Origin of the sequence: Pseudoalteromonas atlantica, assembly GCF_043641955.1 — a bacterium.
Taxonomy (GTDB): Bacteria; Pseudomonadota; Gammaproteobacteria; order Enterobacterales; family Alteromonadaceae; genus Pseudoalteromonas; species Pseudoalteromonas atlantica_A.
This window is the reverse complement of record NZ_JBHZRV010000012.1, coordinates 25,084-48,239: the sequence shown is the minus strand read 5'-3', so window position 1 is coordinate 48,239 and position 23,156 is coordinate 25,084. Positions and strand designations below refer to the sequence as shown.

Sequence of the window (23,156 nt, the reverse complement as noted above, 5' to 3'; positions counted from 1 at the left end):
TAAATGAGCGATTATTTGCAAAATAAAAATCTTTTACTGCTAATAATCGGCTTTACTAGGTAGTTGCACAGGGCGCGCCAATATTACGTTAACGTACAAATTTTAGTGGTTTAGCCGCTTTGTATCATTGATTACTGTACTCGCCTTAGATTGCCAACTGTGCTGGACTGCGATGTTTTGCTGTGCCTTCTCCAAGCCGCTTAATTGTGGCTCACTGAGTCTCAATGCGTGATCAAGCAGATCAATAAAGTGCTGTGTAGTATCAGCTATAAACAGCTGGGAAGCATAACGCTCTACTGCGGGGAAATTTGTTGTAACAATAGGTTTGCCTGCGGCTAGATATTCTTTTAGCTTAAGGGGATCGCAAGCTCGTATTTGATCGTTAATCACAAAAGGCAAAATAGATACACTCCAATGTGCAGAGAAAGATGCTAAACGCTCATGACTTACTGCTGGAATATGCGTTACATTTTTGAAACTTAATAGCCGTTCTACATCAGTAACAATATGACCTATTAATACTAATTGGTAGTCTGGTCTTGCTGCTGCAAGTGCCTCAAGTAAGTCAATATCAAGCCATGCGTTTATACTGCCGTAAAAGCCAATCACTGGCGCATTGAATGCTTTGATTTCATCGGCCTTGTGTGTACTTTCACTAAATAACTCAACGCTCACACCGTGGCTTAACATTTTAGTTTTATCCGCGGGCATTTTTGCCATTAAAAAATCACTTATGACATAAATTAAATCTGCGGTTGCAATTAATTGCTTTTCAAAAGGGCCAACAAGCTTTGCGTCAACTCCCGCTAATGCTGAAAAGTCATCCCCACAATAATAAATCACTTTATCTTGTGGCTGTGTTTGGACAAGATAATGCGCTGTTGGCACACTTAGCCAATAAGTTACGGGGGTTGCAGTTGATTGCTTTTTGAAAAAGTGAGCGTAAATACGTTTATTTATAGAACGAATAAATCGGTTATCATGCCAAGGTAAAATAGGCAATTTATAGACAGTCATATTCTTAGGTGTCGCAAGTGACTGTGTTTTGGTAGGTTTGAATACTTGTAAAACTTTGTCAAAAACGCGCTTTATATCATGCAGCCTAAAACGTGGTTTACGCATTCCAATAGAGTTCACCCAGTGAATTTCATGCTCTTTTGCAAGCTCATAAAATAAATGCTGAGTGCTACTTGGGTGACTGCCCCAATCTTCTGCGAAAACGATAAATTTCATGCGTCACCCTCTATCTTTTTTACTACTTTTGCAGGGTTACCAGCTGCAATACAATATGCTGGCACATCTTTGGTAACGACACTACCTGCACCTATAATGGCTCCTTTACCAATTGTTACTCCACCAAGGACAGTAACTCCGGTCCCCAACCACGCACCTTGCTTGATGATAATGTCGCCTACCTGCGACTCATTATCGCTTTCCCCTGCAGCTCGACGCTCACAGTCAACAGGATGCCCTGGAAAGCCTGCAAGGAACACTCTGCCAGCTAATCGAACATCATCTTCAAGTATGATAGTGCGGCCAACAGAAAACGCATTTTGCCAACCGATATCAACGTTATTACCCACGGTTAATTTAGCCTTAGTATACCCACAAGAACGGCCACACAAGGTACTAATACCAGAGACTCTAACATCATCACCACACTCAATTTCAAGCTCGCCAAGAATCTGCGGCATACCCGAGTAAACATACAAGCGCTTCTTTGAACCTGAAATTTGGCTTTTAAAAAGTGGCGTAAAATATAAAACACGCAGTAGCTCATGGCATAGCTGCTTAACCAAATTATGAAGATGGAATAATCCAGAGTGAAACAGCGGTATCACTATCATTTGCGGATTGCGAAGCGCTTTTGCAAAACGAAAAAATGAGGATGCCAGCGGGTGTTCACTACTTTTTAGCCAATGCTTTAATTGTGTCAACATGCGATTATTCCTTATTGTTTTGAACTGTTAGCCTTTCAAGTGCAATAGTCAGAGACAAGATAATGTAAAGAGGCCATGTAAAAGCTTGTGTTAAAAACGTGCCAGCCACCATAAACCCTATTAAACCGGCCTTTAATGCGTTGGCATTAACAGCAACATCAGGATTAAACTTAAGCTTATTGATACAGAATACCCTTGATAAACTGCGGTAGATGGCAGCAATCACCAACACAAATATACACATTCCTACAAATCCTGTTTCACCTAAAACTTGAAACCATGTGCTATGTACTGCATGATTCTTGCCATCCCAATGCGGACTATAAAAATAATAATTAACAAAAAAGTTATTTACACCAACACCTGTCAATGGGTTCGCAATCGCCATGTTAATCGCCGCTTGCCAAGCATATATTCTCCCCATGGCTGATTCATCAACACCCGACTCGGCTGCACCTCCACTTTGTCGATCTGAAATCCCTGCAAACACCATCATCGCTAACATACCAACCGCGCCAAACATAGCTACGACCACAGGGTTTTTAACCTTTTGATATAAGAAGAAACTTAAAATAGCCGCAATACCCAAAAGCCCGCCTCGACTTTGCGTTGCAATAACACCTGAAATAGCTAAAATTAATCCAATCCCAGCAAAAATACGTCGATACTTATTCGCATGTGTATCAAACAACTCCGCCGCTAAAAAAGAAACAGGAAACATAAGCACCAAAGATAGATCGTTTGGGTCTCCTAGTTGCGAACGGTATTCACGTGAAATAGTTACCCGAGTACCTTCAACAAGCCCTACTCCATTCATCTTGTTATTAAGTGCGACTAAAGAAATCGTGACTCCTGAGATCATAATTCCTAGCCTCACAAAGCTAAAGTGAGAGAAACGGGTTAACCACCAGCTAATAGCAAACACCATAATAAACACTTTCACTAAAACCCCTGACCAATATTCAATGGCCACGCCTCTGTTCGACGCTGAAAATACACACACCGTTAGCCATGCAAACCAGATCACAAATATCAAGTGAGTAGAACTCCAGTGAGGCTTTAATGTTTTGGAAATAAACAAATGCCATGCAATTGCCAGTAATGAAGCTATTGCCAGCAATTTCGGGATTTTTAATGGCATGAGCACCACAAATGCTTCGTGGATTCTAAAATAACTAAAGAGGATAAACAGGATGACAAATACGGTACTTAAACGAACAGCTAAAAAGCCTGCAAAGGGCAGCAGTAATAATGCAAAAGCGGCGATTGGACCAAATAAGAAATACAGCACCAAAACTAAAACAGTGACCAACAGCCCATTGATTAATAAATTATTTTGTTTATACCAATTAACCATGTGCATTCCTTTTCGTTACTTGCTCAACGGTATTGGTTAATAGAGATTTATACTTGTTAGCCAAAATCATCAGTAAACAAGTAAAAATAAGGCACTGGATACTCACAGCATAGCTTACGTCAATCACAGCAAACGCAAAAATGCTTAAAAAGCACACCCAGCTTGGCACTATTTGATAAAAATTAAATGCTAAGGTTTCTAGCTTTTGGCTCACCACAAAGAATAAAACAGTTTTTAAAGTTTGTGCCAAAGCCAACGACACAACGGCACCTAATATTCCCCATAGAGGCACTAAAAAGGTAAGTAAGGCCAAAACAAACACAGCACTCAGGCCATTAATTACCGAAACAAATACACCATTCGAATGGATATAACAGCCTATATTTAATAAGTCACTATGATGGCGAAGTACAACAATAAAAATAAGACAAGGTAACAACCAAGCATTGAGTAAATAGCTTTGAGGTAGCACAAAAATAAACAGATGTGGCGTAACAATCAGCATTAATGCGCACAGTGCAATCCCTATCTCAAGGCTAAGTTCACATAAGTACACATAACGTGTAGGGTTAGAGGCTAATTCATCAAATCGGCGGGAGAACCACCACATTCTTATCGGCTCAAAAGTGAATGAGGTCATCACTGCAAATTGCAAAGCAACGTAATATTGCGCTAATTTCTCCTTCCCTATATTAGCTGCAATAAACCAATTTTCGGCCCCGTTATTGGCATATACAAATAACGATGACACTAAAATACTTAATACAAACAAACCATTTTTGCGTGAAATGCTCCATGGTACTTGTTTAAAATCAATGTTAATCCTTGAAAAAATAATACCAAGTGAAATGACTAAAACAACGCAGCTTGCAATCGCTCCTGATGCCATTACCCCTGTTACCCCTAAACCTAAGTAGAGTAAAACAATGGTTAAGAGTGTTTGGCCCACCCCTTGCAAAACCGCCAGAAAACAAAATTGCTTGGCCATTTCGTAATATCTAAAAAAGCAAAAAACGAGTGATAAAAGTGACGAAAAAGCTAAGTTTAAGGCGAGTAACTGCAAGTCAATTAATGACAAAGAAATAGGTAATAGTTCACTTATAGGCTGAATAAAAAACCAGAGAATTAAAACAAACAATAAACTTAATACACTACACAGTAGTAGTGCATCTCTAAATAATGCACGCTTATGGACTTCACTTTGCATTTGTTGTTTAAATAAAAGTTCTGGTAATCCTAAACATAAAAGCAACGACATAACAGCTGAAATAGAGACTAAAAAATTCAACTCACCAAATTGTGTTTGGTTTAATAACCGTGTTGAAATAGGCAATAAAACAAAGCCTAACCCTTTAAGAAGTAAGGTTGATAGTCCAAAGTAGGCAATTTGCTTTATTCCTTTCATACTCTACCCCTGTGCTTTTTGCACCCATTGCGATAATTTTTTAGCTTGTGCATTCGCATTGAACTTACTCGCGGCTAAACGTTTTGCATTTACCCCTTTTGCATATCTCTGGTATGGGCTTAATTCACAAAACTCCCTGAGTATTTTTTCTAGGCCAGAAATACTAGACGGCTCACACTTATAACCTACCGCATCATTAACTATCTCTTTCGTTCCCATCAATTCAGTGGTTAACACAGGTATACCACTGGCCATCGCTTCTTTTAAAACTACAGGGCCTGTGTCTCTATCACCGTTACGCGACACGCAAAAAGGTGCAACAAGAGCAGAATAATTACAGGCGTTCTTTGACAACCAAAACGGTGTTTTGCGACCTAGAAACCGCACGTTATTCTCTATACCGAGCTTTTCGCATAAAAATTTAAGATCATTTAATAATGGACCATCTCCTACAATATCTAAAGAAATGGGGTACTTAGTACTTAATTTTTTGATTGCAGGAAATAGAAACTGCAATCCTTTTTTTTCAACTAATCGACCTACAAAAAGTAACTTTACTGACTCGCTTAAGCGGTTTGGCGAAGAATTGAATAAACTAAAATCGATACCGCAATGAAGTAACTCAACTTTACCTGCTTTGTATTCATTCAGTTTCTCAACCATGTCTTGGCAAACTGCCACTGAAAAATCACAAAGAGAAAGTTTAAGCTTTAAATCTGAATAATTAACATACACATCATGGCCATGGCCGATAGAAGAAACGCTGATACCCGCCATTTTGCTACCCGCAATTGCGTAGGCCAATGGTGCATGCATAAAGTGACAGTGTATGTGCGAAATTTTGTGCTGTTTTATAATAGCAGCTATATTTGCACCAAAGCCCAATAATGACTGTGTTGAGATTGATTTAAATTTAGTTGCGATTAATGCTGTATTTATAAATTTTCCTGGGTGCGCTGAAGCAAATTTCACGGCTTCAGGTAGCGACCTTTTTACAACGATAACGTTAACGCTTTTATCGATATTGCTAGACTCATCAGAGTTTTCAAATGTAATAACACTTACTTTATGCCCTGCTCTAACAAGCGCGTTAATTTCGGTTACCACAAATGTTTCTGAAGGTACGTGAAATGCAGGGACTACAATGCCGATATGTTTCATGGTGAATGCTCCTAATAATAACTAACTTGTTATTTCGCAAGAACCATGCCCACGTTATTTCCCATAAAATAGCGACTAAAAACCCAATTTGCGAACATATATTGCAATATGCAAAGCATTAGACAAAAAACGCTGCGCTAAGCCATTAAAATAGTTGGCGCCTAAATTGCGTATACCCTTGTAAGTTAATTTGAACCTCACAAGGTAAACATTATGAGCGTAGATATCAGTGTTATTATTCCAAACTACAACTGTAAACAGTATTTAGCCAAAGCGATTAGTAGTGTTGTTAGACAATCTAAAGTAGATGTAGAGATTATTATTGTTGATGATGGCTCAACTGATGGCAGCCTTGAGTGGCTAAAAGAAGCACAACAAACTTTTCCACAACTGGTGATTTTAGAACAAGAGAATACAGGCGTCGTCAATGTCAGAAACAGAGCCATTGGTGCAGCAAAAGCCGAGTATATTGCATTTTTAGATGCCGATGATTACTGGACAGATGACAAGCTGTTTGAACAGCTAAGCTACATGCAACAGCATAAAGATTGCGTACTAAGCTTTACCAATTATATGCATGTAAATGAAGCGTATGAACCCATTGTAGATTGCTTTTCATTTTGGCCTGAATTTGCAAAGCACATAGATCATAATGATCTTGGCTATCAAAACTTAAAATCACCGATGGATTTGCTCATATACGCCAATGTTATAGGCACATCCTCTGTTATGGTGAAACGCTCTACTATTAACTACATTGGCCGGTTTGACAATGCATTAAACAGCGCAAGTGACTGGGATTGTTGGTTAAAACTAGCTCGGATTGGTGATGTTGCTTTTTCACCTAATGTATCGATGGACTACCTAATGCGAGCAGGCTCAATCACAGCAAATAGAACCAATAGGCTTAATGCGATGAAAGAAATTGTATCACGTTGTAAAGATGATGCTGGCTTACTTGCACAAGTAAAAGCACAAGCCCGTATTTTAGAGTGTTACGGTGAATATTATCGTGAAATAGGGAGTAAATTTAAAGCGTTATCAACGGCCACGGCTGCTTTTACTCTGTTTCCACATAAACGAAATTTTCGCCATTTATTACATGACTTAAAGAGCTCAATCTCAACAAGCTAACAAACAGCTAATCGACTTACAAAAAAACGTGCTGATTATAGGCACGTTTTTTATTTATCTTTAGCTTTTAATTCACTGCTAATGCGTAACTCAACATTTTATGATCACTGCCTTTAAAAGGAGTCACTGACAAGTGCTCAAGCGACAACTCACGGCTAAATAAACAATGATCAATGGGTAATCCTGTAAACATCGAATCAATAAAGTTAAAGGGAGTAAAGCTAATGTAAGCGTTCGCTTCGCTATAGCAGCTGTTTGCTTGTGCAAAATTAAAATAGTATGACCAAGGCACGGTATTCAAATCGCCAGCAACTAACCAAGGTGTTTTTTCACTGAGTACAGATGCGTTAATTGAGGCCAATAAACGGTTTCTATTGTGCCAATGTTGTCGCGTTCTGGGTGAAGGTGGGTGAGCTACATAAGTTGTAATCATCCTTTTGTTAAATAACACACGCAGCTTTATATAACCAAGCCGATCACCATCGAGCTTTATTTGTTGCCTATAAACGATAGGTAAACGTGAAATAACCACGATCCCATAAGGTATCCCTTCAACTTCTCGATAGCCAAATAAATCAGCCTGCGTTAAAAATGGGCGAAGTAAATGGCGATTCAAATCACTGAACTCTTGTAAGATTAATATATCCCATGTTTGGTTTTGAAGCGCAGCCAAGTGCTCTGCAATAAAAGGATTGGTATAGCTAAGATTAATTTGCTTAATGTTAATAGAGTCTTGGCTGCTTACTTGTGATGATGATGGCAAAGGGATCAAAGTACCCAGCCCCACAGCACTCGCAAAAAGTATTAGTAAGGCAAACCTTTTTGATTTTGTCAGCATCAATAATAAACTACACACTACTGTGAAGCTTAATAAAGGCACTCTCAACGAAATAAGAAGATCGCCATAGTAACTCTCAAAGGGAATGTATGCGCAGGCAATACACACAATGCAAACAACAATTCCCAGCCACTTTAATAGGCTTTTTTGCCAGCCCTCTATGGACTTTTTTTGCTCAATATAATCAACCATTTTCTATACACCTTTTCGCATAGAAAAAAGAATATACCTAAGTATATTCTTTCATATTTTTAACCATTACTCAGTACTAGCGAATCTCGAATAACTGCTGTTGCTGCTGTGAGTCATACTGCCATGAATATGATAATGGCTCAGTGCTGGAATCATAAAACCAAATCTCAGCGACTAACTCTATGTCTTGACGACTCATTACCACTTTTGTATCTATCACACCTTGAGTTAAAGGCGTTCTAACAACACAGTTATTGTAATCTGCACGATCTGACTGATCTTTTTTGTAGCACACGTTTAGATAAGCCCGTTGATCACCCGCATTAAGGTTTACGTCTATATCCAGCTCAAACTTAGTCGATAAATTGAAATCATTCGCGATGGTTAACCCTTGCATCCCAGTTGAGCCAGATTCTGTAGCAGCTGTTGGTGTATCCGTTGTTGATGTCGTGCTAGTCGTTGTTGTTGCTGTTGTTGGTTGTACTGATGAAGCTGTTGCTTTTTCATCACCACCACCTCCCCCACACGCAATCAAGCACACTGAAAAACATAAGATAATCGTTAATTTATTCATTATTGCTCCCCTTCTACAACATTGGCTACATTGTAATTTTTAAACCATTGTGAATTTTGTTGCCCTGAAGATTCCGCAAAACTAGCAAAACGGTCATAGGCAGTTGTGATATCAACTCCTTCAAGAGGATGTAACCACTGTGTTCCAACTTCAATTGCCCACGGTAGACCATTTTCAGTTTGAAAATATAGGTTGCTAGTAGGCTCGCTCACATCGTCGCTCTGCGCGTATTTAAACAAAGCAGTATCAAACGCAGCTGTTGGCTGCTGGTTTTTCATATGAACCTCCCAACTACGCGCTTCTTTACCAACTAAAAAGTCACCATGGTAAAACCCCTCACTTGCAAAAATGAATGGGTCTAACAATGTACCTGGTGAAATGGATTTAGCCTTAGCCGTCTTTAAAGGAATTGTCATTGAGAACGACACTTTAGTATCCACATCGCAATCTTTTTGTGTTCTAAAGTAACTGCATCCTGTTTGAGTAGCCACATGTTCCCAAGTGTCTTGCATAAAGATTAAAATAGCATTCTCACGTCCAGCTTCTAACACTTGATTGTTCTGTAATTGCCCATCAATAACATAAGTAATGTTTTCTTCATCAACCTCGCTGCGCAAAATAGTCAATGTGTTGCTGCCTATCGTTTCCTTTAAGCTAACAGCAAACCCATTATGATAAGTTGCGCCTATTCCTATTAGTTGACCTTCAATTTTGTAACCAACAACGTCGCTACCTTCAATTAATTGCGTAGTGCGATAATTTAAAACAACATCATTGAAGTCATAGTCACCTGCAAATGGCCACTTGTCCTCATAGGCAAGGGTGACCCAATCGCTTTCACCTGGATAGACTGCACTGGCAAATGTGGTAATTTCATAATCTTCTACTTCGCCGCCTAATACTCCACCTGTAGCAGTAATTAACGACGCCTCAGTACCATCTGTAACCCTAAAACGTGCCCACGTTTGGCCTGACTTTGTGTTATTAGGTACATCAACCAAAATACTGTTATCGCCTTCATTCAGAACAGTCTTAGTCACCATTCGTTCGGCTTCACTGAATACACCATTTTGATCCCAATCAAACCATGCATATAAAAAGCTGCCCGCTGAGGCATTCACAATAATTTGACTTGATTGCCCAGCAGAAAACGCGGTTACAAAACTAACACCGTCATCTGAGGCATCTACAGAGTTGGCAGTAAGATCTCTGTCGGTATTGATATTTTCGCCATCAACCGTTGCACCTAAAAAAATCAAATTATTATTATCACTATTAGGATCGAATAAGTGTCTTGCGCCACTTTGTTCTAAACTGGTGTTATACGGGTAAGGTGCATCACCAAAATCTATTGAGCTATCAGTAACTTTAACTTCGGCAATGGCGCAACGGGCACCATCATTTTGACTTGATTTAGGCCCAGACGTAAATACATTGGCCACCGGCGTGTAATCCACAACAGGGCTGGTACTTAAATCCACTTTATGAATTTTACCGCTTTTATTATTACTAAAATAAAATTGACCATTAATATCAAAATAGGCTGCCCCGAAAGCCCCTGTATCTGTGCCAATGTCTAGCTGCGTTATAAACTTACTGGTGTTCGCATCGACATCTATTTCATGTAAGTCGCCATTTGATTCAACCGCATAAAGCAAGTTACTTTGGGGATGAAACGCAAAGTCATAAATTCCTAACTTCCAATTAGCAGTACCTGGCATAAGCTTAGCGGTGATAGGAGCGTTTAAGTCGCTATCCAAATCGATTTCATACAGCCCAAAATTCGGCGAATAAACATAGTATGCAGCGCTTTGCGAAGACTCCTGGCCTGTGACACGTACATCCCCAACATAAAAATTAGTGTCTGGAAGACCTGTGATATTAAGGCGATTCATTTCATAATCACTGCCAATTTGCACTACACTTTTAGGTGTTTGCCGACTAAAGCCATATAGGTACTGATCTTTATAGTTGAAGCCAATTGCGTTGACGCTTTCGTTATTCGCTTCAGTGGAAAAGACTAATTGGGAAGCCAAAACGGTCGGCTTTGCAGAGACCAAGTCTATTCCGTAGAGCTGAGCATTTGCATCTTGCATTAAGAATGCTTGGCTTGGACACGTATCAAATGACTGGCTATACGCGGTGCATGGGAGTAGCAATATACATGCTTTTGCTAAATAGGTTAATTTCATTAGATACCCCTCAATAGTTAAGTAAGCAAACAATTGCAGGCTTCATTCCAAAAATTAACCACTTGAAATTTAACATTAAATAAATTCTCTAATATTCAAAAATGCATCTTGCAACTCAGTTTTTTGCATTATGCGAGTCTTTTTCGAAAAGATCCGGCAAGCAGAGTTTAATAGCGGTCAACTTGGTTGATAGTTGAGTAAGGTAAGATAAATACAGTACAATAATGCAATTAAGGCTTAGCTCCATTAACGCTAAGCCTGTTTATTTTAGGTAACAAGCATGGCACATAATCGCGGAAATCTATTTATTCTGTCAGCCCCTTCAGGTGCTGGTAAATCAAGCTTAATCAATGCATTGCTAGCAAAACATAGCGATATGAAAGTGTCTGTATCACACACAACTCGCTCACCTAGGCCAGGTGAAGACAATGGTGTGCATTACCACTTTGTATCCGTTGATGAATTTAAATCGCTCATTGATAAAAATGACTTTTTTGAATGGGCTCAAGTATTTGATAACTATTACGGCACATCTAAACAAGCTATCGAAGAGCAACTTGCTGCGGGCATTGATGTATTTTTAGATATTGATTGGCAAGGCGCACAACAAATGCGCAAACTAGTTGATGATATTGAAACTATCTTTATTTTGCCTCCGTCAAAAGAAGAGCTAGAAACGCGTTTAAACAATCGTGGTCAAGACTCAGCAGAGGTTATTGCTGGGCGCATGGCACAAGCACAGTCAGAAAGCTCTCATTACGACGAGTATGATTACGTTGTAATTAATGACGATTTCGACACGGCATTAACACAGATAGAAACAATAGTGCTTGCTAAGCGTTTATCTTTAAAGTGCCAGTCTGTTCGCCATCAAAGCCTTATTACTGACTTAATAAAATAGCTGTTTATATATTTATAGATAAAAATTAACCACTAGCTATTGGCGAATCTTACTGGGTGCAGTAAACTACGTCTTTGCTTAAAAATTTATTTGGAGTGCTGAAGATGGCTCGCGTAACTGTTGAAGATGCAGTAGATGCAATTGGTAATCGTTTTGACTTAATTTTAGTTGCGGCTCGTCGTGCCCGCCAAATTGCTGTGGGCGGTAAAAACCCACTAGTTGACCCTGAAAACGATAAGCCAACAGTTGTTGCTTTACGTGAAATTGAACTTGGTTTAGTTGATAGCTCATCAATGGATGTTATTGATCGTGAAGAGCAACAACACCAAGAAGCGGCTGAGATGGCTGCCGTTGCTGCTATCGTTGGTGGCAACCAATAATCTGACTTCCCGGTCTGATTTCGCCAACGGCGTAGTATTTCTACTCTAGCCGTTGGCAATCCCTTCTTTTCATCGTATATTCTTAACATACCGTTACCTATTTGCTTCACGAGAACATTGGAGTGTGAATGTATCTTTTTGAAGGTCTAAAAAAGAAAATATCAGAATATTTGCCATCGGCAGATGTAGAACTGGTACAAAAAGCCTATGTTGTCGCTCGCGAAGCGCACGAGGGGCAAACTCGCTCTAGCGGCGAACCCTATATTACTCACCCAGTTGAAGTTACTCATATTCTTGCTGGCATGCATTTAGACCATGAGACCCTCATGGCTGCATTAATGCACGATGTAATTGAAGATACCGACTTTAGTCAACAAGACTTAGCCGATATATTTGGTGACACTGTCGCGGAGTTGGTTGAAGGGGTTAGTAAACTCGATAAACTCAGCTTTAAAGATAAAAAAGAATTCCAAGCTGAAAACTATCGTAAAATGATTATGGCCATGACGCAGGATATTCGCGTTATTTTAATCAAACTTGCCGACCGTACTCATAACATGCGCACCTTAGGGGCTTTACGCCCTGATAAACGTCGTCGTATAGCACGTGAAACGCTTGAGATTTATGCGCCAATCGCTAACCGCTTAGGTATTCATGACATTAAAAATGAGTTAGAGGATCTTGGCTTTCAAGCACTCTATCCTATGCGTCATCGCGCACTTAAATCCGAAGTAGCAAAAGCACGTGGTAATCGTAAAGAAGTCATTTCCAATATTCAGACTGAGATCACAGCACGCCTAGAAGAGGCTGGTATAAAAGCAGGTGTTTCAGGTCGTGAGAAGCATTTGTATAGTATTTATAAAAAAATGCTAAACAAAGAACTACTTTTCAATGAAGTTATGGATATTTACGCCTTTAGAATAGCGGTTGACTCCATGGACACTTGTTATAGGGTTCTCGGTGTTGCACACAACCTTTATAAACCAATAGAAACACGCTTTAAAGATTATATTGCCGTGCCTAAAACTAACGGTTATCAATCGCTGCACACCTCTTTAGTTGGACCTCATGGTATCCCTGTCGAAATACAAATTCGAACTCACGATATGGATCACATGGCTGATAAAGGTGTTGCTGCACACTGGATGTATAAAAAGTCAGGTGACGGCGCAGGCCATACAGCGCAACAACGTGCCCGTCAGTGGATGCAAAGTCTACTTGAACTTCAGCAAAGTGCAGGCTCATCATTTGAGTTTGTTGAAAACGTTAAAACCGAATTATTCCCTGAAGAAATTTACGTATTTACCCCTGATGGCCGCATAGTCGAGCTACCCATGGGTGCTACAGCCGTTGATTTTGCTTATGCTGTTCATACTGATGTAGGTAACACCTGTGTTGGAGCTCGGGTTAATCGTAAGCCTCATCCGTTAAGTAAAGCATTAGATACCGGTCAAACTGTAGAGGTGATTACCAGCTCTGGCGCGCATCCAAATGCAACATGGCTTAACTTTATTGTGACTGGTAAAGCACGATTAGGTATTCGTAACTATTTAAAAAATCAACACCACGAAGAAGCGTTACAACTGGGTCGTCGGTTACTCGACTCAGCATTGGGTGAATCAAACCTAAACGATTTACCTGATGAAAATATAACTCGCGTACTGAACGAACATAACTTAAATACCGTATTAGAACTGTTAGTCGAAATTGGCGCTGGTAATTTAATGAGCATGCTTATTGCACGACGCTTATTACAAAACGACGATGAAGATTTAAGTGACATAGCTAAAAACGCCAAAGCTACAATAATTGGCACAGAAGGAATGTTGGTTAACTATTCTAAATGTTGTCGCCCAGTCCCCGGAGATGCAATTACTGCACATATTAGCCAAGGCAAAGGCGTTACTGTGCATCGCCAAGAGTGTAAAAATATTCGTGGCTGGGAATCTGAGCGCTCTAAATATCTAGTAGTAAAATGGGATGATAACCCGGAAAAAGAATATATAGCTGCACTGCGTGTTGAAATAATTAACCATCAAGGTGCACTGGCTAAATTAACCAGTGTAGTTGCAACCACGCAAGCAAACATTGTAGAAATAGCCACCGACGAAAAAGAAAGTAATCTCTATGTGATAGACCTTGGCATAACAGTGAAAAATCGTGTTCACGTTGCCAATATTATGCGCCGAATCAGGGTTATGCCTGATGTGCAAAAAGTCTATCGAAAAAAATAAATAGGAAAATCATGAATAAAGCATTTATTTCTACCGATGATGCACCTGCTGCAATCGGTACTTATAGCCAAGCAGTAAAAGTAGGCACTGCAGTATACTTATCAGGTCAAATCCCACTTGTCCCTGCGACCATGGAAGTTGTATCAGAAGACTTTGCAGAGCAAACGCATCAAGTGTTTAAAAATATCAGCGCAGTCTGTGCTGAAGCAGGTGGCACGATACAAGACTTAGTAAAGGTGAACATTTACCTTACTGACTTATCAAACTTTGCCACCGTTAATGAAGTAATGAGCCAGTACTTTAAAGCGCCTTACCCTGCACGCGCTGCGATAGGTGTTCGCGCATTACCTAAAAACGTACAAATTGAGATTGATGGCATTATGGAACTGCCCTCAACAAACTAGCATTGTGACTCAAACACTTGTTTAAGTATGTTATGACTAAACAAGTGTTTGCCAACAGCAATAACCAACTTTCTCCCCTTTCCTAATACCTTGACAGTTCATAAATTCTCTAGCACTCTATGGTTATAAATTTTGATAACCTTTAACTTTAGTAGTGTAAAAGGATAATGTGTGTTTAAGCTTGCCCATAACGGAAATGTATTACTGGATGTTGTAGAGCATTCACCTCCTAGTGCGGCCTTCGTAACCGAGGCTCTTGAGCGCTCGCAGTTTTGCGAGTATCGAGTAGAGCACGACTCAATCAAAGCCTATTTCGATGCACCAAATAACGAACGCACCCTTGTTGTTGCTAGCAAACATGACGCTAAGCTTGTCGTAACTATTGATGATGAGAAGATGCTTGCTACAGGTGAGTTAACCTTAGCCGAAGGTGGGAACATACTCGATCTAGACACGGCTAAACAACTATTAGTAAAGTCAGGTGTTTCCCGTGGTTATAAACAAGCATTTTTAGAACACTTATTACAACAACAGTTTGAACTGGCAGCAGGTCAAACTGCCAAAGGCGTCCTTGCTAAAGGCCGGCTTCCAGTTGATGGGCAATCATCGCGGCTAGTTCCCCATGTAGAGACTCTAAAAGAACGCTTAAAATCGCCAAAACTACGTGAAGATGGAACAGTAGACATGCGTGATTTTGGTAAGCTTGCCAGTGTAGAGCCAGGTACAGTGCTATTACAACAAATACCGGCGACGCCAGGTAAAGAAGGCTTTACGGTTACAGGTGATTCACTCCCAGCTAAACCAGGTGAAAGCTTCTCATTGGTCGCTGGTGATGGAACAGAAATATCAAAAACCAATCCGTTAGAGTTAGTCTCTACTATTTCAGGTGTACCTATAGAAATAGCTAATGGTATGCGCGTTGATGACATTTACACAGTTAAAGACGTCAATGTTAAAAGCGGCCATATTAATTTTGATGGCAGCGTTATCGTTACACAAAATATAGAACCTGGAATGAAAGTTACCGCCAAGGGCGACATTACAGTAATGGGCACGGTTGAGTCAGGAGAATTAATTGCACAAGGCAGTATTACCATCAAGCAAGGTGTTATTGGCCACCAGCTTGATGATAAATCGCTCTCTTGCAAAATAATCAGCCAAGGTAATATTTATCTATCACACGCACAGTATAGTTATCTAAGTGGTGAAAACATCTTTATAGATCGTCAATCAAGTCATTGTGTGATGAAAGCAACTCACTTATTGCAAGTTGGTCAAAAAGATAATCCACAAGGAAAAATTTTTGGTGGTGAAATACTTGATGCAGGAATGATAATCGCGGGCGAAATAGGTAATGAGTCTGGCGCTAAAATGCAGATCAACTTAGCCACTTCAGGAAAAGAGATCACTGAAGAAACTGATAATTGCTTTAAGGAATTAGCAAAAACAGATAGCCAACTTGATACCTTACAAACAGCGATTGAAAAAGCAGATTTAGTAAAAGATATAGAAAAGAAAAAACAACTTCTCGCTAAAATTGGCGCAACACAGCAGCACTATTGCCAAGAAGCCGAACAACTTGAAAAGCGCCTATCGAAATTAGAACAACACTTACATGACATACTTTGTAATGCTAATTTGGCAGTAAATAAAGTACTTCATTCCGGTGTAGAAATTCATATTTTTGATAAGGTGTTAAAAACTAACCGTAATTACCCTCCATGTAATGTAAAATTACAGGAAGGTAAAATTGAAGTTGAATTTAAAACCAGCTAATGAGACTCAGTGGCGATGCTGCTGAATCTCATAATTATTTGGGATCTATAGAATATCAGCGACTTGGTGTTTTAATTGTTCATTCCAAACACCCACTTGAACCTGTCCTATATGTGGTTTTTGTAAAAGCAGCATTGCTAAACGTGACTGACCAATTCCACCACCAATTGTTTGCGGAAATTCATTTGCCAAAAGCTGCTTATGCCAATCAAATTCTAATCTTGCTTGATCTGCGGTAATCTCAAGTTGTTTTATAAGGGCCTCGGCATCAACTCGAATACCCATAGATGAAATCTCAAACGCATCTTCAAGCACAGGGTTCCATACAATAATATCACCATTTAGGCCGCTGTATTGCTCACATGTCGCGCTAGACCAATCGTCGTAATCTGGTGCTCGCACATCATGTATTTTTGCATCACCTAGTTGACCACCAATGCCTATTAAAAAGACCGCCCCGTACTCTTGAGCTATGGCTTTTTCTCGCTGTTTTGCTGTGAAATCAGGATACATTTGGCGTAGCTGCTCAGAGTGAATAAAGGTAATGTCTGCTGGTAAAAAACCACCGATGCCAAATTCATCAGCAACAAACTTTTCAGTGGCTTTTAAGCCTTGATACAGTGATTGAACTGTCTGTTTTAACTTATCTAAAGAGCGCTCAGAGCTTGCACAAATCACTTTTTCCCAATCCCATTGATCAACATATACAGAATGAATTGGGCTCAAAGATTCTTCATCAGGGCGCAGTGCTTTCATGTGGGTATACAACCCCTCTCCAACAGCGAAACCATATTGAGCCAACGTTTTTCGTTTCCATTTTGCTAGTGAGTGCACTACTTCAAACTGACTGCCAGGAATCGCTTTAACACTCACACTAACCGCATTTTCAGTACCGCTTAAGTTATCTTGGATCCCATCGCCTACTTTTGCCAAAATTGGTGCCTGAACTTCAATTAAACCAAGTTGTTTTTCCAGTTGCTGTGAAAAAAATTGTTTAACTTTACTTATTTGCTGCTGTTGCTGCACATAGTGTGAACTCATAATAATTGGCCTCATTCCCAGTTATTGTTACTTGCTTATTTTGTCGCTGCGACAAACTTCAATAAAACAATCCTTAATCATTTAGCAATTAAATTCAATAACCGATAACAAAAAGACCTTTTAAATATCAATACAATCAATTTAATGGTATAAAAAACAAAAATACGATAATTAAAGCGGCTTATTTATATGGAAAATTATCAAATCGATAATCTCGATAAACAGATACTTCACGCATTAATGGATAATGCGCGCGCTCCCTATGCAGAATTAGCTAAACGTTTTGCGGTCAGTCCAGGCACAATTCATGTCCGCGTTGAGAAAATGAAGTTGGCAGGTATTATTACTGGTACTCAAGTTAGTATTGACGCAAAACAGCTAGGCTATGATGTATGCTGCTTTATAGGGATTAACTTAAATAATGCCCGTGATTACCCGCAAACCCTATTACTTTTAAAAGAGCTTGAAGAAGTAGTTGAAGCTTATTACACCACGGGTAATTACAGTATTTTTATAAAAGTGATGACTCGCTCAATCGATCACCTACAGGATGTACTGATCAATAAAATTCAGGCAATTGAAGCAATTCAATCGACTGAAACGCTTATATCACTACAAAACCCGATTAGCCGCAGCGTAATGCCTTGAGGAACTAATTGGCGTATAATCTCGCTACTTTAAAGCTAATAGAAAAGGTAAATGATGGAAAACACACGCTTTCATCGCGTTAAAAATGTATTGGATCGTCGCCAAACAGATTTAACCGTGTGTTTAGAGGATGTGCACAAGCACCATAATTTATCCGCCATTGTACGAAGCGCTGACGCTGTCGGCTGCCATCATGTGCATGCAGTATGGCCTGAAAAGCAAAAATGGCTGACCAATAATACCTCTGGTGGCAGTAAAAACTGGATTGACACCCATCTGCATAAAAATATTGATGATGCAGTCACTAGCATGCGTAAACACAATCCAGATGTACAAATACTCGCGACCAACTTAAGTCCAGATGCAGTTGATTACCGCGATATTGATTACACAAAACCAACTGCTATTATTGTGGGTCAGGAAAAAACTGGGATTTCACCCAAGGCACTCGCTCATGCAGATAAAAATATCATTATTCCAATGCAAGGAATGGCGCAATCACTGAACGTGTCGGTTGCTGCAGCGTTAATTTTATTCGAAGCACAACATCAGCGCCTAAAGGCCGGCTTATATGATCGCGATATGCTAGATGAACGCATAAAACACACCATGCTATTTGAAGGCTGCCACCCTATAATTGCGCAAAAATGCAAAGAAAAACCCCTGCCATACCCTGCACTTGATGAAAACGGAGAAATTGTGGCTGATGAGATTTTTTGGCAGACACTAAAACACACTTGATGCCTTGCCTATTCGCACGTAAACTCAAAAACAATCTAAAAATTAAAGTGTTGAGCCTATTTTGTCAAAGCCCGATTTAAGTCGATTTCCGATAACCGAACTAAAAGGTGTTGGGCCCAAAATGGCTGAACGCCTAAAAAAATTAGGCATTTTCACTGTACAAGATATGCTCTTTCACTTGCCTCTTCGCTACGAAGACCGCACGCGAATATATGCAATAAATGAATTACAAGCTCACAGCCATGTGAGTATTGAAGCCACGATAGAGACTAGCCAAATCACATTTGGCAAACGTCGTATGCTAGTGTGCCAAGTTAACGATGGGACTGGCAGACTTACACTGAGGTTTTTTAACTTTAGCGCCGCACAAAAAAATGCAATGGATACAGGGAAAATCATTAGATGTTTTGGTGAAGTACGCCGTGGCCGTGTTGGCTTTGAAATGACGCACCCAGAATATAGCATCAGCGACTCACCCGCGGAGCAACCTACCGCCAGCACACTGACACCCGTTTATTCTACAACAGAAGGGTTAAAACAACTTTCAATTAGAGCATTAAGCGATCAAGCCATTGCACTTTTAGACAAATATCACGTTGAAGAACTGCTACCAGATAAATTCCAACATGCTGGGATGGGGCTAACGGACGCACTACATATACTGCACCGACCGAGTAATGACGCCGATATCAGCGCGTTAGAGCTCGGCTCACACCCTGCGCAACAACGGCTTATTTTCGAAGAGCTGATTGCACAAAACCTAAGTTTATTAAAATTACGCCAGCAAGGTCAGCAAGTTAAAGCAGTCGAATTAACTCCCTCGAATACGCTAGAGCAAGATTTTCTTTCGCAACTCCCATTTGCACCTACGAATGCTCAAAGCCGAGTAGTGAGCGAAATTAAGCATGACTTACAACACCCTTATCCAATGATGCGTTTAGTACAAGGCGATGTTGGCTCGGGTAAAACCTTAGTTGCCGCATTAAGTGCCTTAACAGCAATAGCACAAGGCTATCAAGTTGCACTAATGGCGCCAACCGAGATATTGTCTGAGCAGCATGGCATTACATTTTCACAGTGGTTTTCTGCTCTAGGAATAAAAACAGCGTGGCTCGGTGGAAAAACCAAAGGCAAAGAACGTGCAACCACACTTGAGCAAATAGCCTCGGGCGAAGCTCAAATGATTGTAGGTACTCACGCTCTATTTCAAGAACAAGTCGTTTTTAATAACCTCGTCCTTATTATTATCGATGAGCAGCACCGCTTTGGCGTTCATCAACGGTTATCGCTAAGAGAAAAAGGTCGCTTTGGTGACTGCTACCCACACCAATTGGTCATGACTGCCACACCCATACCTCGAACGTTAGCAATGACGGCCTATGCCGATTTAGAAACTTCAATCATTGATGAGTTACCCCCTGGCAGGACTCCAATAACAACTGTAGCTTTACCTGATCTCAGGCGTGAAGAAATTATCCAAAGGGTTAAAACGGCCTGCACTGAGCAAGGAAGACAGGTCTATTGGGTATGCACTTTAATAGATGAATCTGAGGTGCTTCAGTGTCAAGCGGCTGAAGACTCAGCCTTACAGCTAACTCAAGCACTCCCAGAACTCTCTGTGGGCCTAGTTCATGGTCGAATGAAGTCAGTTGAAAAACAAGCCATCATGAGCGACTTTAAAGCCGGTAATATCCATGTGTTAGTTGCAACGACTGTCATAGAGGTTGGTGTCGATGTACCTAATGCCAGTTTAATTATTATTGAAAACCCAGAGCGTCTAGGGCTTGCTCAGTTACATCAATTACGCGGACGTGTTGGCCGTGGAGCCACCGCCTCCCACTGCGTATTGCTTTACCATGCACCACTTTCAGCAACCGCGCAAAAACGCTTAGCAGTACTACGTGATAGTAACGATGGCTTTGTTATTGCTGAACGAGACTTAGAAATAAGAGGGCCTGGTGAAGTGCTCGGTACCAAGCAAACAGGGTTAGCCGAATTTAAAATCGCCGATTTAAGCCGTGATAAGTATATCTTAAACCAAGTAAGACCTATTGCCTCAGAATTACTTAGAACACACCCTAACTTAGTGGATAAATTAATCCACCGCTGGTTGGCAGGGAAATCTGATTACGCACTAGCTTAACAACACCTTCAAGCATAAAAAAACCCAGCAATTCGGCTGGGCTTATTATCAACTATTAAAAGTGACGATAGTTTAGAATTTGTATTCGATACCAACACCAATGTAATCTTGGTCTACTAAGCTATCCATATCGAAGTTAGAGTAGAAACCAAATACTTTCGTGTTTTTAGTAAGTTTGTGATCAACACCTGCTGAAATAGCTGTTTTAGTGTCACCTTGGTCAAAATCGATAACTTGGTACTGAACTTTGAAAGTATTGCTGTTTAGTTTGTATGCTGCATTCACTAAGTAGCCATCAGCTTCACTGCTGCCATCTACTTTTTCTTGTGTTTGGTACATAGCGCCCAGTTTAAATTCGCCTAACTTACCTTGAACAGTAGCACGAACAACATCATAGCCATTCACTTCACTGTCAGCTGCAACTGATGCATAAATGTCGCTTTTCTTAAGGCCTGAATCACCATACGTTAGTGCAACTGAATAACCGTTGTCACCATCGGTTGAATCTTCAGCGATAAAAGAGGCTAAAACTTTAAAGCCATTTAGGTCATTAGAAGCGTAAGAGATGCTATCACCTAGGCGGTTTTCACCTTTAAATAAATTTTTAAGGTCACCTTCTAAATCATTAAATAAGTCAATTTTGCCTTGAGACTGTTTCATTGCAGTGTCGTTACGACCAATTACAACCTGACCAAAGCCACCTTTAAGACCAACATATTGATTACGAGCAGTAATATTATCTTTGTCACCTTTTGAATCGGCATCAGATACATCTACACCAAACTCAAACTTATAAACAGCTTCAAGGCCGTCAGTTAAGCTTTCAGACCCTTTAAGACCAAAACGAGAGTTATTGCTCTTAATCTCAGTAAATGAACCCTCACCATCATCAGATGATTGCACCGTAACGTTCGCTTTACCGTACACGTCTACATCTGCTGATGCAGAAAAAGATAAAGCACCCAATACTGTTAGCAACAGACTAGAATTTACAAATTTCATATTAACAACCTCATAATCGCAACAAACTAATTTTTAAAACAGCTGCAGTTTGCCCGCATTTAATGACAGAAATATTACAGCAGAAACATTTCTGCCTCATTTGTTTAATAAAAAAGAACAATTAGCGACACGTAACTGTCATAGTTACTCGTTAAGCTATTGGCCTAGCTTTGGCCCTAACTCAATCAGCAAATTCACTAGCTTTTCAAGCAATTGTTTTTGTTCATTATCTTTATGGTAAGCAACAAAAATATCCCTTGAAGTATGTTCAACATCAGGAACTTCAAATAATTCACCCGCTTCGATGTAGTTTTTTACCAATACATCAGGTATAAACGCACTTCCGCCACATTGCAAAATTAAATCTAACGCGATTCTTCCTGTGCTTGTTCTAAAGAAAGGTGGTGTGCGACCATTAAACTGGCGAGCGTGCCACAGTGAAAACGTAGTTCCCCAGTCAACATAAACATATTTGTTGTCAAAAAAGTTTTCGTTTGCAGCTGCTTCATAAGCACTAACCGGAATAATAGGAAGCTCGCAAATACGCTCCACCACCAGCTCATCTACTTTTGGCGGATCAAATAAAATAGCTAAATCCAGTGTCCGTTCAAGTAGTAGTCGCGTGCTTTCTTGTTGCGCTTTGACTTCAGCAACCAGTGAAACACCGGGCATAGCGGATACTATATTGGTAATACCAAACTGTAAAAAAGCATCCCAAATATTGGGAGTTCCCGCTAAACTCACCTGTTTATGCATATTATCCGCTAATGCAACGTCTACTTTCGCTCGCTGCATACCGGTAATAATCATTTGTGCATGGGGTAATAATCGCTCACCAGGGGCCGTTAGCTGAATGTTATTGCGCTGACGAATAAATAAATTTACACCCAACCCCTGCTCAAGCTGACGTATTCGAAAGCTGACTGCCGACTGTGTTATGTATAAATTTTCGGCCGCTTTGCCAAAATGTCTTGTTCGTACAACTTCTACAAACGTTTTTAATAAATCGATATCCAATTATTTATCCTCACGATAAAAATTTCTCGCTTAAAAAACCATGCAACTTGCTCCATACTCCAGCATGAAATTAGGG

General features: G+C 40.0%; 20 protein-coding genes. 9 read left to right on the top strand and 11 right to left on the bottom strand.

What is annotated here, in order from left to right; genetic code table 11:
* Positions 1-102 precede the first annotated feature (102 nt).
* From ACHUE3_RS17870 to ACHUE3_RS17850, 5 genes are read right to left on the bottom strand one after another with little or no spacing between them, the layout of a single operon-like run.
* On the bottom strand, positions 103-1,233 hold the full coding sequence (locus tag ACHUE3_RS17870) for a glycosyltransferase (RefSeq protein WP_394193674.1): 1,131 nt from the start codon (positions 1,231-1,233) through the stop codon (positions 103-105).
* Positions 1,230-1,940, bottom strand: a complete 711-nt coding sequence (locus tag ACHUE3_RS17865) for an acyltransferase (RefSeq protein ID WP_394193673.1) — start codon at positions 1,938-1,940, stop codon at positions 1,230-1,232. The genes ACHUE3_RS17870 and ACHUE3_RS17865 overlap by 4 nt, the downstream gene beginning before the upstream one ends.
* A gap of 4 nt (positions 1,941-1,944) precedes the next feature.
* Positions 1,945-3,297, bottom strand: coding sequence for an O-antigen ligase family protein (locus ACHUE3_RS17860; RefSeq protein WP_394193672.1), 1,353 nt, complete (start codon positions 3,295-3,297; stop codon positions 1,945-1,947).
* Positions 3,290-4,702 (bottom strand): lipopolysaccharide biosynthesis protein, encoded by a 1,413-nt coding sequence (locus ACHUE3_RS17855; RefSeq protein ID WP_394193671.1) that lies wholly within the window; start codon positions 4,700-4,702, stop codon positions 3,290-3,292. The genes ACHUE3_RS17860 and ACHUE3_RS17855 overlap by 8 nt, the downstream gene beginning before the upstream one ends.
* 3 nt (positions 4,703-4,705) lie before the next feature.
* Positions 4,706-5,863, bottom strand: a complete 1,158-nt coding sequence (locus tag ACHUE3_RS17850) for a glycosyltransferase (RefSeq protein ID WP_135473330.1) — start codon at positions 5,861-5,863, stop codon at positions 4,706-4,708.
* A 213-nt stretch (positions 5,864-6,076) separates the two neighbouring features.
* Between ACHUE3_RS17850 and ACHUE3_RS17845 the strand changes: the two genes are divergently transcribed.
* Positions 6,077-6,997 (top strand): glycosyltransferase family 2 protein, encoded by a 921-nt coding sequence (locus ACHUE3_RS17845; protein ID WP_394193670.1) that lies wholly within the window; start codon positions 6,077-6,079, stop codon positions 6,995-6,997.
* A gap of 67 nt (positions 6,998-7,064) precedes the next feature.
* Here the strand turns inward: ACHUE3_RS17845 and ACHUE3_RS17840 are convergent, their stop codons facing one another.
* The 3 genes from ACHUE3_RS17840 to ACHUE3_RS17830 form a co-directional block, all read right to left on the bottom strand.
* A complete protein-coding gene (locus ACHUE3_RS17840) occupies positions 7,065-8,027 on the bottom strand; it encodes an endonuclease/exonuclease/phosphatase family protein (RefSeq protein ID WP_394193669.1) in 963 nt (320 codons plus the stop codon).
* A gap of 76 nt (positions 8,028-8,103) precedes the next feature.
* Positions 8,104-8,601, bottom strand: coding sequence for a hypothetical protein (locus tag ACHUE3_RS17835; RefSeq protein WP_394193668.1), 498 nt, complete (start codon positions 8,599-8,601; stop codon positions 8,104-8,106).
* Positions 8,601-10,793 (bottom strand): LruC domain-containing protein, encoded by a 2,193-nt coding sequence (locus tag ACHUE3_RS17830; RefSeq protein ID WP_394193667.1) that lies wholly within the window; start codon positions 10,791-10,793, stop codon positions 8,601-8,603. The genes ACHUE3_RS17835 and ACHUE3_RS17830 overlap by 1 nt, the downstream gene beginning before the upstream one ends.
* A 280-nt stretch (positions 10,794-11,073) precedes the next feature.
* Between ACHUE3_RS17830 and gmk the strand changes: the two genes are divergently transcribed.
* From gmk to ACHUE3_RS17805, 5 genes are all read left to right on the top strand, one after another.
* Positions 11,074-11,694 carry a guanylate kinase gene (gmk, locus tag ACHUE3_RS17825; protein WP_394193666.1) on the top strand — a complete coding sequence of 207 codons (621 nt, stop codon included), beginning with the start codon at positions 11,074-11,076 and terminating at the stop codon, positions 11,692-11,694.
* 104 nt (positions 11,695-11,798) lie between these two features.
* On the top strand, positions 11,799-12,074 hold the full coding sequence (gene rpoZ / locus ACHUE3_RS17820; protein WP_058560306.1) for a DNA-directed RNA polymerase subunit omega: 276 nt from the start codon (positions 11,799-11,801) through the stop codon (positions 12,072-12,074).
* Positions 12,075-12,202: 128 nt separating this feature from the next.
* Positions 12,203-14,308 carry a bifunctional GTP diphosphokinase/guanosine-3',5'-bis pyrophosphate 3'-pyrophosphohydrolase gene (gene spoT / locus ACHUE3_RS17815; RefSeq protein WP_394193665.1) on the top strand — a complete coding sequence of 702 codons (2,106 nt, stop codon included), beginning with the start codon at positions 12,203-12,205 and terminating at the stop codon, positions 14,306-14,308.
* A gap of 11 nt (positions 14,309-14,319) precedes the next feature.
* The gene (locus tag ACHUE3_RS17810; RefSeq protein WP_394193664.1) at positions 14,320-14,712 is read left to right on the top strand and encodes a RidA family protein; all 393 of its coding nucleotides are present in this window, start codon (positions 14,320-14,322) and stop codon (positions 14,710-14,712) included.
* Between the two features lie 171 nt (positions 14,713-14,883).
* Positions 14,884-16,488 carry a DUF342 domain-containing protein gene (locus ACHUE3_RS17805; protein ID WP_394193663.1) on the top strand — a complete coding sequence of 535 codons (1,605 nt, stop codon included), beginning with the start codon at positions 14,884-14,886 and terminating at the stop codon, positions 16,486-16,488.
* 45 nt (positions 16,489-16,533) lie between these two features.
* Here ACHUE3_RS17805 and asnA read toward each other — a convergent pair whose 3' ends face one another.
* Positions 16,534-17,529: an aspartate--ammonia ligase gene (gene asnA / locus ACHUE3_RS17800; RefSeq protein ID WP_394193662.1), complete on the bottom strand. Its 996-nt coding sequence runs from the start codon at positions 17,527-17,529 to the stop codon at positions 16,534-16,536.
* A 189-nt stretch (positions 17,530-17,718) separates the two neighbouring features.
* Here asnA and asnC point away from each other — a divergent pair, with 189 nt between their 5' ends.
* The 3 genes from asnC (at position 17,719) to recG (ending at position 21,061) form a co-directional block, all read left to right on the top strand.
* Positions 17,719-18,177, top strand: coding sequence for a transcriptional regulator AsnC (gene asnC / locus ACHUE3_RS17795; protein ID WP_394193661.1), 459 nt, complete (start codon positions 17,719-17,721; stop codon positions 18,175-18,177).
* A 54-nt stretch (positions 18,178-18,231) separates the two neighbouring features.
* A complete protein-coding gene (trmH, locus tag ACHUE3_RS17790) occupies positions 18,232-18,918 on the top strand; it encodes a tRNA (guanosine(18)-2'-O)-methyltransferase TrmH (protein WP_394193689.1) in 687 nt (228 codons plus the stop codon).
* Positions 18,919-18,979: 61 nt separating this feature from the next.
* Positions 18,980-21,061 carry an ATP-dependent DNA helicase RecG gene (gene recG / locus ACHUE3_RS17785; RefSeq protein ID WP_394193660.1) on the top strand — a complete coding sequence of 694 codons (2,082 nt, stop codon included), beginning with the start codon at positions 18,980-18,982 and terminating at the stop codon, positions 21,059-21,061.
* A gap of 72 nt (positions 21,062-21,133) precedes the next feature.
* Here recG and ACHUE3_RS17780 read toward each other — a convergent pair whose 3' ends face one another.
* Both ACHUE3_RS17780 and ACHUE3_RS17775 read right to left on the bottom strand, forming a co-directional pair.
* Positions 21,134-22,063 (bottom strand): porin, encoded by a 930-nt coding sequence (locus tag ACHUE3_RS17780; RefSeq protein ID WP_394193659.1) that lies wholly within the window; start codon positions 22,061-22,063, stop codon positions 21,134-21,136.
* A 156-nt stretch (positions 22,064-22,219) separates the two neighbouring features.
* Entirely contained in the window at positions 22,220-23,080 is an 861-nt protein-coding gene (locus ACHUE3_RS17775) for a LysR family transcriptional regulator (protein ID WP_394193658.1), read from the bottom strand.
* Positions 23,081-23,156: the final 76 nt, after the last annotated feature.

Coding starts and splice junctions, on each gene's coding strand:
- ACHUE3_RS17870 (WP_394193674.1), bottom strand. CDS start 1,233: ATGAAATTTATCGTTTTCGCAGAAGATTGGGGCAGTCACCCAAGTAGC.
- ACHUE3_RS17865 (WP_394193673.1), bottom strand. CDS start 1,940: ATGTTGACACAATTAAAGCATTGGCTAAAAAGTAGTGAACACCCGCTG.
- ACHUE3_RS17860 (WP_394193672.1), bottom strand. CDS start 3,297: ATGGTTAATTGGTATAAACAAAATAATTTATTAATCAATGGGCTGTTG.
- ACHUE3_RS17855 (WP_394193671.1), bottom strand. CDS start 4,702: ATGAAAGGAATAAAGCAAATTGCCTACTTTGGACTATCAACCTTACTT.
- ACHUE3_RS17850 (WP_135473330.1), bottom strand. CDS start 5,863: ATGAAACATATCGGCATTGTAGTCCCTGCATTTCACGTACCTTCAGAA.
- ACHUE3_RS17845 (WP_394193670.1), top strand. CDS start 6,077: ATGAGCGTAGATATCAGTGTTATTATTCCAAACTACAACTGTAAACAG.
- ACHUE3_RS17840 (WP_394193669.1), bottom strand. CDS start 8,027: ATGGTTGATTATATTGAGCAAAAAAAGTCCATAGAGGGCTGGCAAAAA.
- ACHUE3_RS17835 (WP_394193668.1), bottom strand. CDS start 8,601: ATGAATAAATTAACGATTATCTTATGTTTTTCAGTGTGCTTGATTGCG.
- ACHUE3_RS17830 (WP_394193667.1), bottom strand. CDS start 10,793: ATGAAATTAACCTATTTAGCAAAAGCATGTATATTGCTACTCCCATGC.
- gmk (WP_394193666.1), top strand. CDS start 11,074: ATGGCACATAATCGCGGAAATCTATTTATTCTGTCAGCCCCTTCAGGT.
- rpoZ (WP_058560306.1), top strand. CDS start 11,799: ATGGCTCGCGTAACTGTTGAAGATGCAGTAGATGCAATTGGTAATCGT.
- spoT (WP_394193665.1), top strand. CDS start 12,203: ATGTATCTTTTTGAAGGTCTAAAAAAGAAAATATCAGAATATTTGCCA.
- ACHUE3_RS17810 (WP_394193664.1), top strand. CDS start 14,320: ATGAATAAAGCATTTATTTCTACCGATGATGCACCTGCTGCAATCGGT.
- asnA (WP_394193662.1), bottom strand. CDS start 17,529: ATGAGTTCACACTATGTGCAGCAACAGCAGCAAATAAGTAAAGTTAAA.
- asnC (WP_394193661.1), top strand. CDS start 17,719: ATGGAAAATTATCAAATCGATAATCTCGATAAACAGATACTTCACGCA.
- trmH (WP_394193689.1), top strand. CDS start 18,232: ATGGAAAACACACGCTTTCATCGCGTTAAAAATGTATTGGATCGTCGC.
- ACHUE3_RS17780 (WP_394193659.1), bottom strand. CDS start 22,063: ATGAAATTTGTAAATTCTAGTCTGTTGCTAACAGTATTGGGTGCTTTA.